This is a genomic window from Streptomyces sp. NPDC028314, from assembly GCF_055565795.1.
The window spans coordinates 75,028-90,439 of the sequence record NZ_JBVHTP010000008.1; the positions used below are offsets into that span (position 1 = coordinate 75,028).

Genomic DNA, 15,412 nt, shown 5'->3' on the forward strand with positions numbered 1-15,412 from the left:
GACCCCCCGCTCCTGCCCTCGACATCCTGGACGCCTCCACCATGTTCCGTACCGCCCTGCGCAACGTACTCGCGCACAAGGCAAGGCTGTTGATGACGGTGCTCGCCGTCGTCCTCGGCGTGGCCTTCGTCTCCGGCACGCTCGTCTTCACCGACACCGTCGGCAAGGCGATGTCGAACCAGTCCGCCAAGAGCTTCGACGGCATCGCCGTCTCGGTCACCGCCCACGGACCCTCCCGCAACGACGACGGGGCCAAGGAGGGCGAGCCGGGCATCAGCCAGCAGACCCTCGACAAGGTCAAGGCCGTGAACGGCGTCGACGCCGTGTCCGGCCGCGTGACCGGCTTCGCCGGGGTCGGCGACCCCGACGGCAAGCTGATCGGCAACGGCTGGGCCAACGCCGGCGCCAACTTCGCCCCCGTCAAGGACGGCAAGGACCCGCGCTACGCCTTCACCGAGGGCAGCGGCCCGGCCGGCCCCGGCCAGATCGCCCTCGACAAGGAGACCGCCCAGCGCGGCAAGTACAAGGTCGGTGACAAGGTCCGGGTCGCCTCGAACGGGCTGCCCACCGAGTACAGCCTGACCGGTGTCTTCACCACCGAGGACGGCGCGGTCAACGCGGGCGGCAGCCTGGTGCTGTTCGACACCGCCACCGCCCAGAAGCTCTACCTGGAGCCCGGCTTCTACGACGAGCTGTCGGTCAGCGCCAAGGCCGGCACCACCGCCGACCAGCTCCTCTCCGCGATCAAGCCGCTGGTCGGCAAGGACGCCACGGCCCAGACCGGCGCGGAACTCGCCGCGGACCAGGCCAAGTCCATCGAGCGGCAGATGGAGACCACCAACCAGATGCTGCTGACGTTCGCCCTCATCGCGCTCTTCGTCGGCATCTTCCTGATCTACAACACCTTCACGATGCTGGTCGCCCAGCGCACGAAGGAGCTGGCCCTGCTGCGCGCCGTCGGCGCCAACCGCGGCCAGGTCAAGCGCTCGGTGCTCGCCGAGGCCCTGGTGGTCGGCGTGATCTCGTCCGCCATCGGCCTGGCCGCCGGTGTCGGCCTGGCGGTCGGCATGCGCTCGCTGATGGACTCCATCGGCGCGAAGATCCCGGCCGGCCCGCTGGTCGTCGCCCCGGTCACCGTCCTCATCGCGATCGTCATCGGCGTCCTCGTCACGATGCTCGCCGCCTGGCTGCCGGCCCGCCGGACCGCCAAGATCGCCCCGGTCGCCGCCATGGGCAGCGCCCACCTCCCGGCCACCGCCAAGTCCCTGGTGCTGCGCAACAGCATCGGCGGCGTGCTGACCCTCCTCGGCCTCGCCGCGATCCTCGGCGGCGCGCTGACCGGGAAGGACGGCAAGATGATCATCGGGGCCGGCGCCTTCCTGACGATGATCGGCATCATCATCCTGCTGCCGGCGCTCTCCCGGCCGGTGATCGCGGCGATCCGTCCCGCGCTGCAGAAGATGTTCGGCGTCGCCGGCAAGCTGGCCGCGCAGAACGCCGTGCGCAACCCGCGCCGTACGGCCGTCACCGCGGCCTCCCTGGCCATCGGCCTGACCCTGGTCACCGCCCTGTCCGTGCTCGGCCTCACCATGGGCAAGGCCGTGGACCGGATGACCACGGACAAGCTCAAGGCCGACTACAAGGTCTCCATGTCCGGCGGCTTCGGCGGACTCGACCAGTCCGTGATCGGCGCCCTGGAGAAGGCCCCGGGCGTCAAGGCGGTCTCCCCGCAGCAGGCCGGCACCCTGCGGACCGGCGAGAAGAAGGAGTTCCGCTCCGCCTCCGGCGTCAACCCGGCCACCATCGGCCAGCTGCTCAACATCGACGTGGTCAGCGGTTCGCTGGACAGCCTCGGCAGGGGCGAGGTCGCCGTCGCGGAGAAGTCGGCGAAGTCCGCCGGCCTCTCGGTCGGCTCCACCCTGAAGACCACCTTCGACGACAACCAGAAGGCGGACCTGAAGGTCGGCGCGATCTACGAGGACATGGAGGGCATGCTCTCCCCCTACGTGATCGACTACAAGATCCTCAACCAGCACGAGGAGAAGGGCTACCTGCCCGAGGTCTTCGTCAAGATGGACGGCGGCTCCTCGGCCAAGGCCGAGCAGACCCTGGTCGACGCCCTCGGCAAGAACCCGGCGATCTCCATCGCCACCCAGCAGGACATGCGCAACGAGATGGGCGGCGCGATCAACACCGCGCTGAACATCATGTACGGCCTGCTCGGCATGGCGCTGATCATCTCGGTCCTCGGCGTCGTCAACACCCTGGCGATGTCCGTCTACGAGCGGACCCAGGAGATCGGCATGCTGCGCGCCATCGGTCTCGACCGGGGCCGGGTCAAGAACATGATCCGCCTGGAGGCCATCGTGATCTCGCTCTTCGGCGCGGTCATCGGTGTCGCCCTCGGCACCTTCGTCGCCTGGGCGGTCGGCGAGACCATCAGGAGCAGCGTGCCGAACTACGCGCTGGTCGTGCCGTTCGACCGCATCGCGATCTTCCTGCTGCTGGCCGGTCTGGTCGGCGCCCTGGCGGCCATGTGGCCCGCCCGCAGCGCCGCCCGGCTGAACATGCTGACCGCCATCAAGACGGAGTAGCCCCGCCGCAGGGCGGGCCTTGGCGGGCCGCACGGGGAAGGGCCCCGCGACGAACGCGTCGCGGGGCCCTTCCCGTCGTCCCGGGCCGCTACGGAGCCTCGCGCGCGCCCCACTCACGGGCCCGCAGCGGCATGCCCGAGGCCCCGCCGGGCCCGGGCCGGACCGCGAGGACCTGGTTGACCCCGAGCCGGTCGTGCTCGAAGCCGAGCGCCGAGGCCGCCATGTACAGCCGCCACACGCGGGCCCGCCCGGGCGAGGTCAGCCGTACGGCCTCGTCCCAGTGCCGCTCCAGCCGTTCGACCCAGGCGCGCAGGGTGAGCGCGTAGTGCTCGCGCAGCGCCTCCACGTCGCGGACCTCGAAGCCGGCCCGCTCCAGCTCGCCGATGGTGCTGCCGATCGGGGAGAGCTCCCCGTCGGGGAACACGTACGCGTCGATGAACTCGTCGATCCGGTACGCCTCTTCGTCGGGCTCCGGCGGCCGGGCGATCTGGTGGTTCAGCAGCCGCCCGCCGGGCCGCAGCAGCGCGTGCAGGGTGCGGGCGTACTCGCGGTAGCGCTCGGCGCCGACGTGCTCGGCCATGCCGATCGAGGAAATGGCGTCGTACGGGCCGTCCTTGACGTCGCGGTAGTCCTGGACCCGGATCTCGACCCGGTCGGCCAGGCCCTCCTCCGCGACGCGCTTGCGGGCGTACACGGCCTGCTCCCGCGAGAGCGTGATGCCGGTGACCTGGACCCCGTACCCGCGGGCCGCGTGCAGGGCCATGGAGCCCCAGCCGCAGCCGACGTCGAGGAGCCGCTGTCCGGGCGCGAGGTCGAGCTTGCGGCAGACCAGGTCGAGCTTGTCGCGCTGGGCCTCCTCCAGGGTGCTGCCCGGGCTCCAGTAGGCGCAGGAGTACACCATCGAGGGGCCGAGCACCCGCTCGTAGAACTCATTGCCGACGTCGTAGTGGTGGCTGATGGCCTGGCGGTCGCGGCCCTTGGTGTGCCGCTGCCCGCCGCGCCGGACGGCCTCCTCGGGCGGCGGCGCGGGCGCGGGCCACGGCCGGGCCAGGGCGACGAGGTCGCGTACGGCCGCCCGTGCCTCGGGGTCGCGCAGTAACGCGGTCGTGCCGGCCGCTCCGGAGGCCCGCGCGGGCAGGCGCGGGCGCAGGGCGGCGATCTTGGCCAGGCCGGTGAGGGGGGCCGCGGGCACCGCAGCGGGGGCGGGGTCCCGCTCCCAGAGCAGGCCGGCCACCCGGTCCAGCAGCTCGAACAGGTCGCCCTCGACCGTCAGGTCACCGGCGACCCAGGCGCGGGCCAGCCCGAGCTCGCCGGGCTTCCACAGCATGCGGCGCAGGGCGCGCCGGCTGGTCAGTACGAGGACGGGCCCCGAGGGCGGTCCGGCCTCGCTCCCGTCCCAGGCTCGTATGCGGACGGGCAGGGGGGCGCCCAGCAGGGTCTCGGCAAGAGCGGCCAGCCGCGGCGCGGCGTCGGTCATCGTAGGCACCTCCATAAAGTTCCGACCGAACGACCTACCCATTTCCGGCGCCGCACAATCTGGAGGAACGCCGAAGGGGCTGCCCGCACCACGGATGGCGGGCAGCCCCTTCGGGGACGTGCTGGTCGTGCTGGTCGTGCTCAGGGCCCTGCCGGCTCGCGCCGGGTCAGGAGGCCTTTGCCTTCGCGGCCGGAGCCTGGGCGGCGGCCGGGGCCGGCGCCGGCTTGGCGGCCTCGTAGAACTCCTCGCGGGGGCTCTCCAGCGCTCCGAGGGAGACGACCTCGCGCTTGAGGAACATGCCGAGGGTCCAGTCGGCGAAGACGCGGATCTTGCGGTTCCAGGTCGGCATGGCCATGCCGTGGTAGCCACGGTGCATGTACCAGGCGAGCCGGCCCTTGAGCTTGATCTTCATCTTGCCCATGACGATCATCGCGACGCCCTTGTGGAGGCCGAGGCCCGCCACCGCACCCTTGTTGGAGTGCGAGTACTCGGTCTGCGGGAAGCCCCGCATGCCCGAGATGACGTTGTCGCCGAGGACCTTGGCCTGGCGCAGCGCGTGCTGGGCGTTCGGCGGGCACCAGGCGTTCTCGACGCCGGCCTTGCGGGCGGCCACGTCGGGAACCTGGGCGTTGTCGCCGGCGGTCCAGATGTAGTCCGTGCCCTTGACCTGGAGGGTCGGCTCGGCGTCCACGTGGCCGCGGGGGCCCAGCGGGAGGCCGTAGCGGGCCAGCGCGGGGTTGGGCTTGACGCCGGCGGTCCACACGATGGTGTTGGAGTCGACCTCGAGGCCGTTCTTCAGCACCACGTGGCCGTCCACGCAGGAGTCCATGGAGGTGTTGAGGTAGATCTCGATGCCGCGGGACTCGAGGTGCTCCTTGCCCCAGGTGCCGAGCTTGGGCCCGACCTCGGGAAGGATCTTGTCGGCCGCGTCGACCAGGATGAAGCGCATGTCCTCGCGCTTGATGCTGGAGTAGTACTTGGCGGCGTCGCGGGCCATGTCCTCGACCTCACCGATGGTCTCCGCACCGGCGAAGCCGCCGCCGACGAAGACGAAGGTGAGGGCCTTGCGGCGGACGTTCTCGTCCGTCGTGGACTCGGCCTTGTCGAGCTGCTCGAGTACGTGGTTGCGCAGGCCGATGCCCTCTTCGACGCCCTTCATGCCGATGCCCTGTTCGGCGAGGCCGGGGATCGGGAAGGTGCGGGAGACGGCGCCGAGCGCGATCACCAGGTAGTCGAAAGGCAGCTCGTACGCCTCGCCGACCAGCGGCGTGACGACGGCGACCTTGCGGTCCTGGTCGATGGTCGTGACCCGGCCGGTGAGAACCTCAGCCTTGGGCAGCACGCGTCGCAGCGGGACGACGACGTGCCGAGGCGAGATGCTGCCTGCGGCCACTTCGGGGAGGAAGGGCTGGTAGGTCATGTACGAGCGCGGGTCGACGACCGTGACGGTCGCCTCGCCGTAGCGCATCTTCTTCATGATGCGCTTGGCTGCGTACAGGCCTACGTACCCACCTCCTACAACGAGGATCCTGGGACGCTCCGTGGTGCTCATGGAACGAGTATCCAGCACCCAGAGGGGTGACGCTCGTGAGCCCCTTCACAAGGTGCTGGGTACCCTCTGCTACACTGCGCGGCCCACGTGACCCAGGTCATGGCGCCGAACGGGAACCACGGTGTAACGGGAGTCGTTGTACACCAGTCCTGAACTGGCCTCCAAGGCTTGAACCGGAGTAGACCACCGGGTTGGTGGATACCTACCGACAGACCTCGACGGCGCCCCCGAATCGCACGAACGCTCGGCTGAAACGACCCTCCGAGCCCCGCGAAGGGTCCGAACGGCCCCCACCTTGACCCATCAGGCCTTTTTTCCTTGTGAAGAACTTCACGAACTTGATGTGGAGGACGGGACTTCCGCCCCCCTGAGAGCCCCCTCAAGGCCCCCCATCCAGGCGCGGACCACTCCCGGACGAGCGCGCGACCAGGCGCTCGCGTCCTCGTCGTCAAGGTCGGCGACCGGCGCGAGACCCACCGCGGCGCGTGTACACATTCCCGCGTACACTGCTGACATGAGTGAGAACGCTGTGACCGTGCGCGAAGCCCGTGCCCATCTCGCGGACCACATCAACCGGGCAGAGCAGGGCGCTCCGACCATAATCACCCGTAACGGCGCCCCGGTGGCGGCCCTGGTTCCCATCGCGGACTTCAACGCACTCGAAGAGGCGGCCGACGAACTGCTGGCACGCGAGGCGGAGGCCGTGCTGGCCGAAGGCGGTCCGACCGTGACCATGGCCGAGCTGCTGGCCGACCTGTTCAGTGAGCGGGGGGACGGAGCGGCGTGAAGTACGCGTTCCGGTTCACCACCGCGGCGCAACGGCAGCTTCGGGCGATCGACAAGCCGGCCGCAATGCGCATCCTCGCCGCGCTGACCGCGCTGGGAGACGATCCGTACCGCGAGGACGCCGACGTCAAGAAGCTCACCGGACCGTCCGGCCTCTACCGGCTCCGGGTAGGCAGTTACCGGATCGCCTATCAGGTTTTGGACGGCGAGCTCGTCATTCTCGTCGTCAAGGTCGGCGACCGGCGCGACATCTACCGCGGCATCTGAATACGCCGGCGGCGCTCCGGTCGGGTCGCCGGAGCGCCGCCGTTCAACGGCTTTGCCGGTCAGGGCCGCTGCTGGGCGGGCTAGGCCTCGGCCGCCGCCGACCAGGCGATGCCGTCGAGGATGTCGTGCTCCGAGACCAGGACCTCCGTGGCCCCGACGCGCTCCATGACCGCCAGCAGGACCAGCGCGCCGGCGCCGATCACGTCGACCCGTCCCGGGTGCATCACCGGGATCGCCGCGCGCTCGGCGTGCGTGGAGCGCAGCAGGCGCTCGCTGATCTCGCGGACCGTCTCGTAGGGGATCCGCGCGTGGTGGAGGGCCGCCGAGTCGTACCCGGTCAGCCCCAGTGCGATCGCGGCGACCGTGGTCACCGAGCCCGCCAGGCCCACCAGCGTGTGCGCCTCGGCCAGCGGTACCGTCCGGGCCGCGAGGTCCAGGGCCGCCTCGATGTCGGCCCGTATGGCGGCGATCTGTCCCTCGGTCGGCGGGTCGGAGACGACCCCGTCCACCACCAGGTGGCGTTCGGTCATCCGGACGCAGCCCACGTCCACGGAGCGGGCGGCCCGGACGTGCTCGGAGCCCACCACGAACTCGGTGGAACCGCCGCCGATGTCCACCACCAGGAACGGCCGCTCCAGGTCGGTGCGGCCCGCGAGCTCCTTGGTGGCGCCGTCGAAGGAGAACTCCGCCTCCTGGTCCCCGGAGATCACCTCGGGCTCCACGCCCAGGATGTCCAGGACGCCCCGGACGAACTCGTCCCGGTTCTCGGCGTCCCGCGAGGCCGACGTGGCCACGAAGCGGACCCGCTCGGCGCCGAGTTCCTTGATGACGGCCGCGTACTCACGGCAGGCCGCGAAGGTGCGCTCCAGCGCCTCCGGAGCCAGCCGGCCGGTCTTGTCCACGCCCTGGCCGAGCCGGACGACGGTCATCCGGCGGTCCAGCTCGGCGAACTCGCCCGTGGCCGGGTCGAGGTCCGCGACGAGCAGGCGGATGGAGTTCGTACCGCAGTCGATGGCCGCGACCCGGCGTCGGCTCATGCCCCGCCGTCCTTCTTCTCGCCGCACGGCGTGACGCAGGGGCCCTTGGCCCACCACTCGGGCAGCATCGCCAGGGCCTCGTCGCCGAACGGGTTGACCCCGGGGCCGGCGGCCAGCGAGTGCCCGACGAGCACGTGCAGGCACTTCACCCGGTCCGGCATGCCGCCGGCGCTGGGGAAGCCCTGGAGCACCTCGATGGCGTCACGGCGGGTGATGTAGTCCTCGTGCGCGGCCCGGTAGGCGGCGGCGAGCTCCGGGTCCTCGGCGAGCCGGGCCTGCATCTGCTTCATCACGCCGTTGGCCTCCAGCGTGCCGATGGCTCCGGCGGCGCGCGGGCAGGTCAGGTAGTACAGCGTCGGGAAGGGGGTGCCGTCGGGGAGCCGGGGCGCGGTCTCGACGACGTCCGGCTGCCCGCAGGGGCAGCGGTGCGCGATGGCGCGCAGCCCGCGGGGCGGGCGGCCGAGCTGCTGCTCGAACGCCTCGATGTCCGCGGCGGTCGGCTCGGTGCGGTCGGTCTGGGGCGGGGGCGTCTGCATGCCTGGAGGAAGTCTCTTCGTTTCGTGTGCGGGTGTGTCGCGGTGTGTTACGCGGGGTGTCGCGGGCGGGTCGGTGCGGTCGGGGTCAGTCGCCGGGCCGGTCGGCCTTGTCGACGCCGTCCCAGACGTTGGAGTACCAGGGCCGGTCCGACCCTTCCTGCCCGGTACGGCGGTGCTCGGCGGCCTCTGCCCCGGGGTCGTGCATGATGTAGCCGATCTCCCCCGGGCGGAGGAAGTGCAGGTGCTTGCGCGCCTGCTGCTCCGCGTAGGCCGGGTCCTGCCAGCGGGCCTTCTCGTCGCGGAGCTGTTCGAGGCGCTGGCGCGCGTCGTCGGCGGCCCGCTGCTGCTCCGCGATCTCCGAGCGCTGGGATACGTACTGGCGCATCGGATACGCGAGGGCGACGACCAGGGTACAGAGGACCAGCACCAGGAGTGCGGCCCGGCCGGTGAGCCGGCTGCGGCGGACCTGGCGGCGCGACTGCGAGCGGTAGACGTGCGCCGCGGTCCGTTCGCCGAGTGCCTTGAGCCTGGTCGCGGTCGAGAAGGTGGAGAACCGATCCCGGTTCCCGGCCATGGTCCCGCCTCCCCTATATGCGCACTACGCAATACGTCCCCGCACACGGTACGGGACCGAGTGCGGGGACGTACGGAGGCTAGGGCGTGGTTAGCCCTTGAAGCGCGGGAACGCGCTGCGGCCCGCGTACACCGCGGCGTCGTCGAGGATCTCCTCGATGCGCAGCAGCTGGTTGTACTTGGCGACGCGGTCCGAGCGGGCCGGGGCGCCGGTCTTGATCTGGCCGCAGTTCACGGCGACCGCGAGGTCGGCGATGGTGACGTCCTCGGTCTCGCCGGAGCGGTGCGACATCATGCACTTGAAGCCGTTGCGCTGGGCCATCTCGACGGCGTCGAGGGTCTCGGTCAGCGAACCGATCTGGTTGACCTTGACGAGCAGGGCGTTCGCGGAGCCCTCCTCGATGCCGCGGGCCAGACGTTCGGGGTTGGTGACGAAGAGGTCGTCGCCGACGATCTGGACCTTGGCGCCGAGGCGGTCGGTGATGACCTTCCAGCCGGCCCAGTCGTCCTCGTACAGCGGGTCCTCGATGGAGACCAGCGGGTACGCGGAGACGAGCTCCTCGTAGTACTCGGTCATCTCGGCGGCCGAGCGGGACTGGCCCTCGAACTCGTACTTGCCGTCCTTGTAGAACTCGGACGCGGCGACGTCGAGCGCGAGCGCGATGTCCTTGCCCGGGGTGTAGCCGGCCTGCTTGATGGCCTCGACGATGAGGTCGAGCGCGGCGCGGTTGGACTCCAGGTTCGGGGCGAAGCCGCCCTCGTCGCCCAGGCCGGTGGAGAGGCCCTTGGTGTGCAGGACCTTCTTGAGGGTGTGGTAGACCTCGGCACCCCAGCGCAGCGCCTCGGAGAAGGACTCCGCGCCGATCGGGGCGATCATGAACTCCTGGATGTCCACGTTGGAGTCGGCGTGCGACCCACCGTTGAGGATGTTCATCATCGGAACGGGCAGCAGGTGCGCGTTCGGGCCGCCGAGGTAGCGGAAGAGGGGGAGGTCCGAGGCCTCGGACGCGGCGTGCGCGACGGCCAGGGAGACGCCGAGGATGGCGTTGGCGCCGAGCGAGCCCTTGTTGTCGGTGGCGTCCAGGTCGAACATGGCCTGGTCGATCAGGCGCTGCTCGGTGGCGTCGTAGCCGACGAGCTCCGGGCCGATCTGCTCGATGACGGCGAGGACGGCCTTTTCGACGCCCTTGCCCATGTAACGGTTGGGGTCACCGTCACGGAGCTCGATGGCCTCGAATGCACCGGTGGAGGCGCCGGACGGAACTGCAGCACGACCGGTGCTGCCATCGTCGAGGCCAACCTCGACCTCGACCGTGGGGTTGCCTCGGGAGTCCAGGATTTCCCGGGCTACGACGACGTCGATGGACGGCACGAGCATCTCCTTCTGGGATGTGACGCTGGGTGTGCGGTGGCTTGGGACCGTGGGACGGCCTGCCGAGCTAGAGCCTAACCGGCTCCGGGCACTGGGCCGGCCGACCGCCCGGGTCCTGGGACGAAAAAGGGCCCGAATACCCCTCTTCCAGGACATAGGACTCTTGATCGTTCGGTGCCCGGCGGGGAACGCACCACCGCCCGGCGCGTGGGGGAATACGCGCCGGGCGGTGAGGTGATGCGGTGTTACCGCGGCATTCAGCTGAGCTTCAGCTTCTGGCCGGGGAAGATCAGGTCGGCATCGTCGACGATGTCCTTGTTCAGCTCGAAGACCTTCTCCCAGCCGCCCTTGACGCCGTTCGCCTCGGCGATGGTGCCCAGGGTGTCGCCCGACTTGACCTCGTACGAGCCGTTGCCGGTCTTCGGGGCCTCGGTCTTGGGGGCCTTCGTCGGGGCCGGGACGGCCTCGGAACGCTCGGAGCGGGTGGTGACGGAGGCCTCGGAGCGGGACTCCTTCTTCGGCGCCGCCTGCTGCTTCTTCGGAGCGGCTTCCTGCTTCTTCGCCTCGGGCTTCGGCTTCGGCTTGGGAGCCTCGGCCGAGCCGCCGCCGCTGTAGGAGGAGTTCGACAGGCCCACGCCACAGGACGGCCAGGCGCCCTTGCCCTGGCCCTTGAGGACCTTCTCCGCGATGGCTATCTGCTGCGCCTTGGAGGCCTGGTTGGCCTGCGCCGCGTACGCCTTGCCGCCGTAGGCGGCCCAGGTGGACGCCGAGAACTGCACGCCGCCGTAGTAGCCGTTGCCCGTGTTGATGGACCAGTTGCCGCCGGACTCGCAGGCGGCGACCTTGTCCCACTCGGAGGCGGTCGCGGCGGAAGCCGAGCCCGCGGCCATCAGGGGCGCCGCGACGGCGACACCGGCGACACCGGCGAGCGTGACGATGCGGGCGGCCTTGGAGGCGCGGCGGTGCTTGCCCTTGCCGGAAAGCAGCATGGAGTTTCTCCTCACCGACGCCTACGAGGTGAGCTGTCGGGTTCGGGCGAGTGAGTTGCCCGGTCACGCGGCCTAGCGCGTGACTTAACCCCTAGCCGGTTCCGTGACCATCTCTCAATGGCCGGTCCCGGCGCTTACCTTGGTTCCCCCGCTCCTGCCTCCGGCGCTTTACGCGACGACTGTTCTCTCCGTCCGCCGGCAGGATTCGGCGATGCGGTCGAAGAGGCCCGCGGTGGCGAGCGATTCAGAAGGTAGACAGGTCTCCCCCCGATGTTCAACGCGCGACATCGGGGGGAAACAGCCCTACTTGCGTTCCGCTTAGGGACGTTTGCGCAGGTGAGGGCCGGGTTTGCGGAAGCTTCGGTACGAGACACGCCAGTTGACCGGAAGAGACGCATGTCTCACTTAGATATACCGGACATTTGGATCTTTCCGGGTGGCCGAACTGCCCCTATTACTTGGTTAGATCCAGGTTCTGGCCGGGCTTGATGAGGTCCGCGTCCTTGCCGATGACCTGCTCGTTGGCCTCGTAGAGCGCGTTCCAGCCCCCCTTGAGTCCCTTGGCGTCCGCGATGGCGGCCAGGCTGTCGCCCGACTTCACCGTGTACGTGGGCTTCGGCGCGGCCGCGGGCGCGGCGGGCGGGGTCTCGATCGCGGCCGGGCCGCGGTGCTTGCCGCCGCCGTCCGCCGCGGAGTCGGCCGGGCTCCCCGCCGGGGCCGAGGGCGTCGCGGTCGGGTCGGCGGGGGTCGAAGGGGCGCCCGGGAGCACCGGGGTGGCCGGGTCCGTCGGGGCGGACGGGGCCGTCGGGAGGACCGGGGCCGCCGGGTCCGCGGGCGGCGTCGCGGTGGGGGTGCCCGGGAGCTCCGGAGCCGGCACGGTCGGGTCCGGGTCGGGCATGACGGGCAGTCCGCTGTGGGGCGCGAGCGGGATGTCGGGCAGCGTGAAGGACGGCGTGCCGGTCGGGCTGGGCAGCCCGGGGACCGGGGCGACCGGGGTCGGGGCCCCGAAGTCCGTGGCCGGGGTGGAGCCGGTCTTCGGCACGGACGCGTCGGGGCGGGACGGGGTGGGCGCGATCGGCCCGGGCGCCTCGGCCCGGCCCGGGTCCACCTCGGCGGCCGGCCCCTGCTGGGTCAGCCCGGCCGAGGCGCCGCACTGCGACCACGCCTGGGGGCCCTGGGCGGCCAGCACCTGTTCGGCGACGGCGATCTGCTGGGAGCGGCTGGCGAGGTCGGGGCGCGCCGCGTAGGCGAGGCCGCCGTGGGCGTTCCACTGCTCCTGGGTGAACTGCAGCCCGCCGTACGCGCCGCTGCCGAAGTTGGCGCTCCAGGTTCCGCCGCTCTCGCACTCGGCGACCTTGTCCCACGTGGGGGCGTCTGCCGCGCTCGCGCCGGTCGCCGCGAGCAGCGGCAGGGCCAGGGCGGAGCCGGTGACTCCGGCGGTGACGACAAGTGCGGGTATCTGCTTGGGGCGTCTGTGGCGGCCGTTCCCGGAACGCATGAGGCTGTACCTTTCGCATAACGGCGGGGTAACGGCAGAACCTAGCGGCCTTGGCACGTTCGTTACAAGTTCGGTCGAAAACTGACCTTCAGTCAGGCGGGTGCCGGTCGGAACTCAGTTGTTTCGGGGTGTGAAGCGGACCGGAAGGGTGCGCAGGCCACGCATGATGAGCCCGCCCCGCCACCGCAGGTCCGCGGGCGGAACAGCGAGTTCCAGATCTGGCAGACGCATCAGCAAAGTCGCGAGCGCCGTCTGGCCCTCCAGCCGGGCGAGCGGAGCGCCGAGGCAGTAGTGGATGCCGTGCCCGTATCCGAGGTGCTGATTGTCACTCCGGGACAGGTCCAGGGTGTCCGGCTCCGCGAACCGCTCGGGGTCCCGGTCGGCGGCCGCGAGGACCACCAGCACCGGGTCTCCGGCCGCGATGTCGCGGCCCCCGAGGACGAACGGCTCGGTGGCGAACCGCCAGGTGGCCAGCTCCACGGGGCCGTCGTAGCGCAGCAGCTCCTCGACCCCGGTCTCCAGCAGCCCGCGTTCGCCGGCGGCGAGGGAGGCCTGGAGGCGCTCGCGCTGCTCCGGGTTCATGAAGAGGGAGTGGACGCCGTTCCCGATGAGGTTCACGGTCGTCTCGAAGCCGGCGAAGAGCAGGATGAAGGCCATCGCGGTGGCCTCGGCCTCCGTCAGGTGGTCGCCGTGATCGCTGGCCCGGATCAGATCCGAGATCAGGTCATTGCCCAGATCGTCACGTTTGCGGTGGATGAGTTCCCCGAGGTAGGTCCGCATCTGCTTCACCGAACGGGCCACTCCGCCGCGCGGCCCGCCGCCGTGGCGGATCATCATCCCGGCCCAGTCGCGGAAGTCGTCCTGGTCCTCGCGCGGTACCCCGAGCATCTCGCAGATGGCGTAGATGGGCAGCGGGAAGGCGAACTCGTGGATGAGATCCGCCTCCCCCCTTTCCGCGAACCGGTCGATGAGCTGGTCGGTGAGCTCCTGGACGCGCGGGGTGAACTCCGCGACCCGGCGCGGGGTGAACGCCTTCGACACGAGCCGCCGCAGCCTGGTGTGGTCCGGCGGGTCGATGTTCAGCAGGTGCGTCATCAGCTCCGCCTTGCGCTCCCCCGGAATCCCGGTCTTGCCCTTGGCGTGCGCCGGCTCCGCGTGGTGCGCGGGGTTCTTGCTGAGCCGCTGGTCGGCGAGGGCCTGGCGGGCGTCCGCGTACCGGGTGACCAGCCAGGCCTCGACCCCGCTGGGGAGCTTGGTGCGGTGCACCGGCGCGTGCTCGCGCAGCCAGGCGTAGGCCGGGTAGGGGTCGGTGGCGAACTCCCAGTCGAACAGGGTCGGGCCCTGGGCGGAAGTCGGGTCTGCGGGGTCTGCGGGGGTCTGCTCATGCACCCGCTGACCGTATCCCGGCCCCCGGCGGGGCATCCCATATGGGCGCTTCGTCGCGGCTGTCCGTAGATCCCCTCAACCTTGACCTCGCGTTGCCCGCCGTTCCTACTTTCGGTTTTGTGGATGTGAGGATCTTGAAGAGCAGCTTCGCGGTGGTGGAGAGACGGGCCGAGCACGCGGTCAAGTACTTCTACTCCCACCTGTTCTGGCACAACCCCGCACTGCGCGCGCTCTTCCCGGCCTCCTTCGAGGACATGGAACGCCAGCGGGACCGGCTCTTCGCCGCGCTCACCCACGTCATCGCCCACCTGGAGGACGGGACGCTCGTCCCCTACCTGCGCCACCTCGGCCGCGACCACCGCAAGTTCCTCGTCGGCCCCGAGCACTACGCCGCCGTCGGCACCAGCCTGCTCGCCGCCCTCGCCGAGACCTCCGGCGAGGCGTGGACCCCGGACGTGGAGAAGGCCTGGGCCGAGGCCTACCAGGTGATCGCCGACGCGATGACGGCCGGAGCCGCCGAGAGCACCGACCCGCCCTGGTGGGACGCCGAGATCGTCCGCCACCTCCAGTACGGGCAGGACATCGGCGTACTGACCCTGCGTCCGCACGCCCCGCTCCCCTACCTGCCGGGCCAGTACGTCAGCGTGAGCAGCGACCGCGTCCCGACCACCTGGCGCACGTACTCCATCGGCAACGCGCCCCGCGCCGACACCACGGTCGACCTGCACGTCAGCCGGATCGAGGACGGCCGGCTCTCCACCGCGCTGGTCCGCGAGGCGCGCCCCGGGGACATGCTCCGGCTGGGCGCGCCCGGCGGGGAGCTCACCCTGCGCCGTGCGGACCGCCCGGTCAGCTTCATAGCCGCCGGCACCGGCTGGGCCCCGATCCGGGCCATGCTGGAGGACCTCGCGGAGCACCCTCCCGATCAGGACGTACGGCTCTTCGTGGTGGCCCGGGACGCCGCGCACCTCTACGACCGGCCGCTCATCGACGCGTACGCCGGGGCCTTCGGCTGGCTCGGCGTCACCTACATCACGCCCGCGCCCGGGCAGCACCGCAACCAGGCCACCGACCGGCTGACGACCGCGCTCGGCCACCGCGGCCTGTGGCGGGACCAGGACGTCTACCTCAGCGGGCCGTCGGTGTTCATCGAGGAGACCGCGTACCTCCTGGAGGAACTCGGCGCGCAGCCCGGCCGGATCTTCCACGACGCGGTCCCCGCCGGCGGCTCCTCGCGGACCCGCCCGCTGGGCTTCGGGGAGTGGTTCCTGAACCGCCCCGCCCCGCACTGGCACGACCCCTCCGGGCGCGCCCCGCGCGATCTCTGACCCCGGCCTGGCCGCCG

The 15,412-nt window shown here is 70.9% G+C and carries 13 protein-coding genes and 1 riboswitch; of the genes, 4 read left to right on the plus strand and 9 right to left on the minus strand.

What is annotated here, in order from left to right:
• Positions 1-41 precede the first annotated feature (41 nt).
• Positions 42-2,594 (plus strand): ABC transporter permease, encoded by a 2,553-nt coding sequence (locus ACZ4TG_RS19445; protein ID WP_468164294.1) that lies wholly within the window; start codon positions 42-44, stop codon positions 2,592-2,594.
• An 88-nt stretch (positions 2,595-2,682) separates the two neighbouring features.
• Here the strand turns inward: ACZ4TG_RS19445 and ACZ4TG_RS19450 are convergent, their stop codons facing one another.
• Positions 2,683-4,071 carry a class I SAM-dependent methyltransferase gene (locus ACZ4TG_RS19450; RefSeq protein WP_468164296.1) on the minus strand — a complete coding sequence of 463 codons (1,389 nt, stop codon included), beginning with the start codon at positions 4,069-4,071 and terminating at the stop codon, positions 2,683-2,685.
• 166 nt (positions 4,072-4,237) lie between these two features.
• Positions 4,238-5,623 carry an NAD(P)/FAD-dependent oxidoreductase gene (locus tag ACZ4TG_RS19455; RefSeq protein WP_468164299.1) on the minus strand — a complete coding sequence of 462 codons (1,386 nt, stop codon included), beginning with the start codon at positions 5,621-5,623 and terminating at the stop codon, positions 4,238-4,240.
• A gap of 514 nt (positions 5,624-6,137) precedes the next feature.
• On the opposite strand from ACZ4TG_RS19455, the gene ACZ4TG_RS19460 reads away from it, so the two are divergent.
• Positions 6,138-6,410, plus strand: a complete 273-nt coding sequence (locus ACZ4TG_RS19460) for a type II toxin-antitoxin system Phd/YefM family antitoxin (protein WP_134073792.1) — start codon at positions 6,138-6,140, stop codon at positions 6,408-6,410.
• Positions 6,407-6,676, plus strand: coding sequence for a type II toxin-antitoxin system RelE family toxin (locus tag ACZ4TG_RS19465; protein ID WP_468164302.1), 270 nt, complete (start codon positions 6,407-6,409; stop codon positions 6,674-6,676). Before ACZ4TG_RS19460 ends, ACZ4TG_RS19465 begins: the two co-directional genes overlap by 4 nt.
• A gap of 80 nt (positions 6,677-6,756) precedes the next feature.
• Here ACZ4TG_RS19465 and ACZ4TG_RS19470 read toward each other — a convergent pair whose 3' ends face one another.
• The 7 genes from ACZ4TG_RS19470 to ACZ4TG_RS19500 form a co-directional block, all read right to left on the minus strand.
• Positions 6,757-7,713: a Ppx/GppA phosphatase family protein gene (locus ACZ4TG_RS19470; RefSeq protein ID WP_468164304.1), complete on the minus strand. Its 957-nt coding sequence runs from the start codon at positions 7,711-7,713 to the stop codon at positions 6,757-6,759.
• Positions 7,710-8,249 carry a DUF501 domain-containing protein gene (locus ACZ4TG_RS19475; RefSeq protein WP_468164306.1) on the minus strand — a complete coding sequence of 180 codons (540 nt, stop codon included), beginning with the start codon at positions 8,247-8,249 and terminating at the stop codon, positions 7,710-7,712. The genes ACZ4TG_RS19470 and ACZ4TG_RS19475 overlap by 4 nt, the downstream gene beginning before the upstream one ends.
• An 85-nt stretch (positions 8,250-8,334) precedes the next feature.
• Entirely contained in the window at positions 8,335-8,823 is a 489-nt protein-coding gene (locus tag ACZ4TG_RS19480) for an FtsB family cell division protein (RefSeq protein WP_468164308.1), read from the minus strand.
• A gap of 90 nt (positions 8,824-8,913) precedes the next feature.
• A complete protein-coding gene (gene eno / locus ACZ4TG_RS19485; protein ID WP_030156501.1) occupies positions 8,914-10,200 on the minus strand; it encodes a phosphopyruvate hydratase in 1,287 nt (428 codons plus the stop codon).
• Between the two features lie 251 nt (positions 10,201-10,451).
• Positions 10,452-11,183, minus strand: a complete 732-nt coding sequence (locus tag ACZ4TG_RS19490) for a transglycosylase family protein (protein WP_468164311.1) — start codon at positions 11,181-11,183, stop codon at positions 10,452-10,454.
• Between the two features lie 3 nt (positions 11,184-11,186).
• Positions 11,187-11,359: riboswitch (cyclic di-AMP (ydaO/yuaA leader) on the minus strand.
• Positions 11,360-11,637: 278 nt separating this feature from the next.
• Positions 11,638-12,681 carry a LysM peptidoglycan-binding domain-containing protein gene (locus ACZ4TG_RS19495; RefSeq protein WP_468164313.1) on the minus strand — a complete coding sequence of 348 codons (1,044 nt, stop codon included), beginning with the start codon at positions 12,679-12,681 and terminating at the stop codon, positions 11,638-11,640.
• 114 nt (positions 12,682-12,795) lie between these two features.
• Positions 12,796-14,070 (minus strand): cytochrome P450 family protein, encoded by a 1,275-nt coding sequence (locus ACZ4TG_RS19500; protein ID WP_468164316.1) that lies wholly within the window; start codon positions 14,068-14,070, stop codon positions 12,796-12,798.
• A 122-nt stretch (positions 14,071-14,192) separates the two neighbouring features.
• On the opposite strand from ACZ4TG_RS19500, the gene ACZ4TG_RS19505 reads away from it, so the two are divergent.
• Positions 14,193-15,395: a globin domain-containing protein gene (locus ACZ4TG_RS19505; protein ID WP_468164318.1), complete on the plus strand. Its 1,203-nt coding sequence runs from the start codon at positions 14,193-14,195 to the stop codon at positions 15,393-15,395.
• The last annotated feature ends 17 nt before the right edge of the window (positions 15,396-15,412 follow it).

Coding starts and splice junctions, on each gene's coding strand:
- ACZ4TG_RS19445 (WP_468164294.1), top strand. CDS start 42: ATGTTCCGTACCGCCCTGCGCAACGTACTCGCGCACAAGGCAAGGCTG.
- ACZ4TG_RS19450 (WP_468164296.1), bottom strand. CDS start 4,071: ATGACCGACGCCGCGCCGCGGCTGGCCGCTCTTGCCGAGACCCTGCTG.
- ACZ4TG_RS19455 (WP_468164299.1), bottom strand. CDS start 5,623: ATGAGCACCACGGAGCGTCCCAGGATCCTCGTTGTAGGAGGTGGGTAC.
- ACZ4TG_RS19460 (WP_134073792.1), top strand. CDS start 6,138: ATGAGTGAGAACGCTGTGACCGTGCGCGAAGCCCGTGCCCATCTCGCG.
- ACZ4TG_RS19470 (WP_468164304.1), bottom strand. CDS start 7,713: ATGAGCCGACGCCGGGTCGCGGCCATCGACTGCGGTACGAACTCCATC.
- ACZ4TG_RS19475 (WP_468164306.1), bottom strand. CDS start 8,249: ATGCAGACGCCCCCGCCCCAGACCGACCGCACCGAGCCGACCGCCGCG.
- ACZ4TG_RS19480 (WP_468164308.1), bottom strand. CDS start 8,823: ATGGCCGGGAACCGGGATCGGTTCTCCACCTTCTCGACCGCGACCAGG.
- eno (WP_030156501.1), bottom strand. CDS start 10,200: ATGCTCGTGCCGTCCATCGACGTCGTCGTAGCCCGGGAAATCCTGGAC.
- ACZ4TG_RS19490 (WP_468164311.1), bottom strand. CDS start 11,183: ATGCTGCTTTCCGGCAAGGGCAAGCACCGCCGCGCCTCCAAGGCCGCC.
- ACZ4TG_RS19495 (WP_468164313.1), bottom strand. CDS start 12,681: ATGCGTTCCGGGAACGGCCGCCACAGACGCCCCAAGCAGATACCCGCA.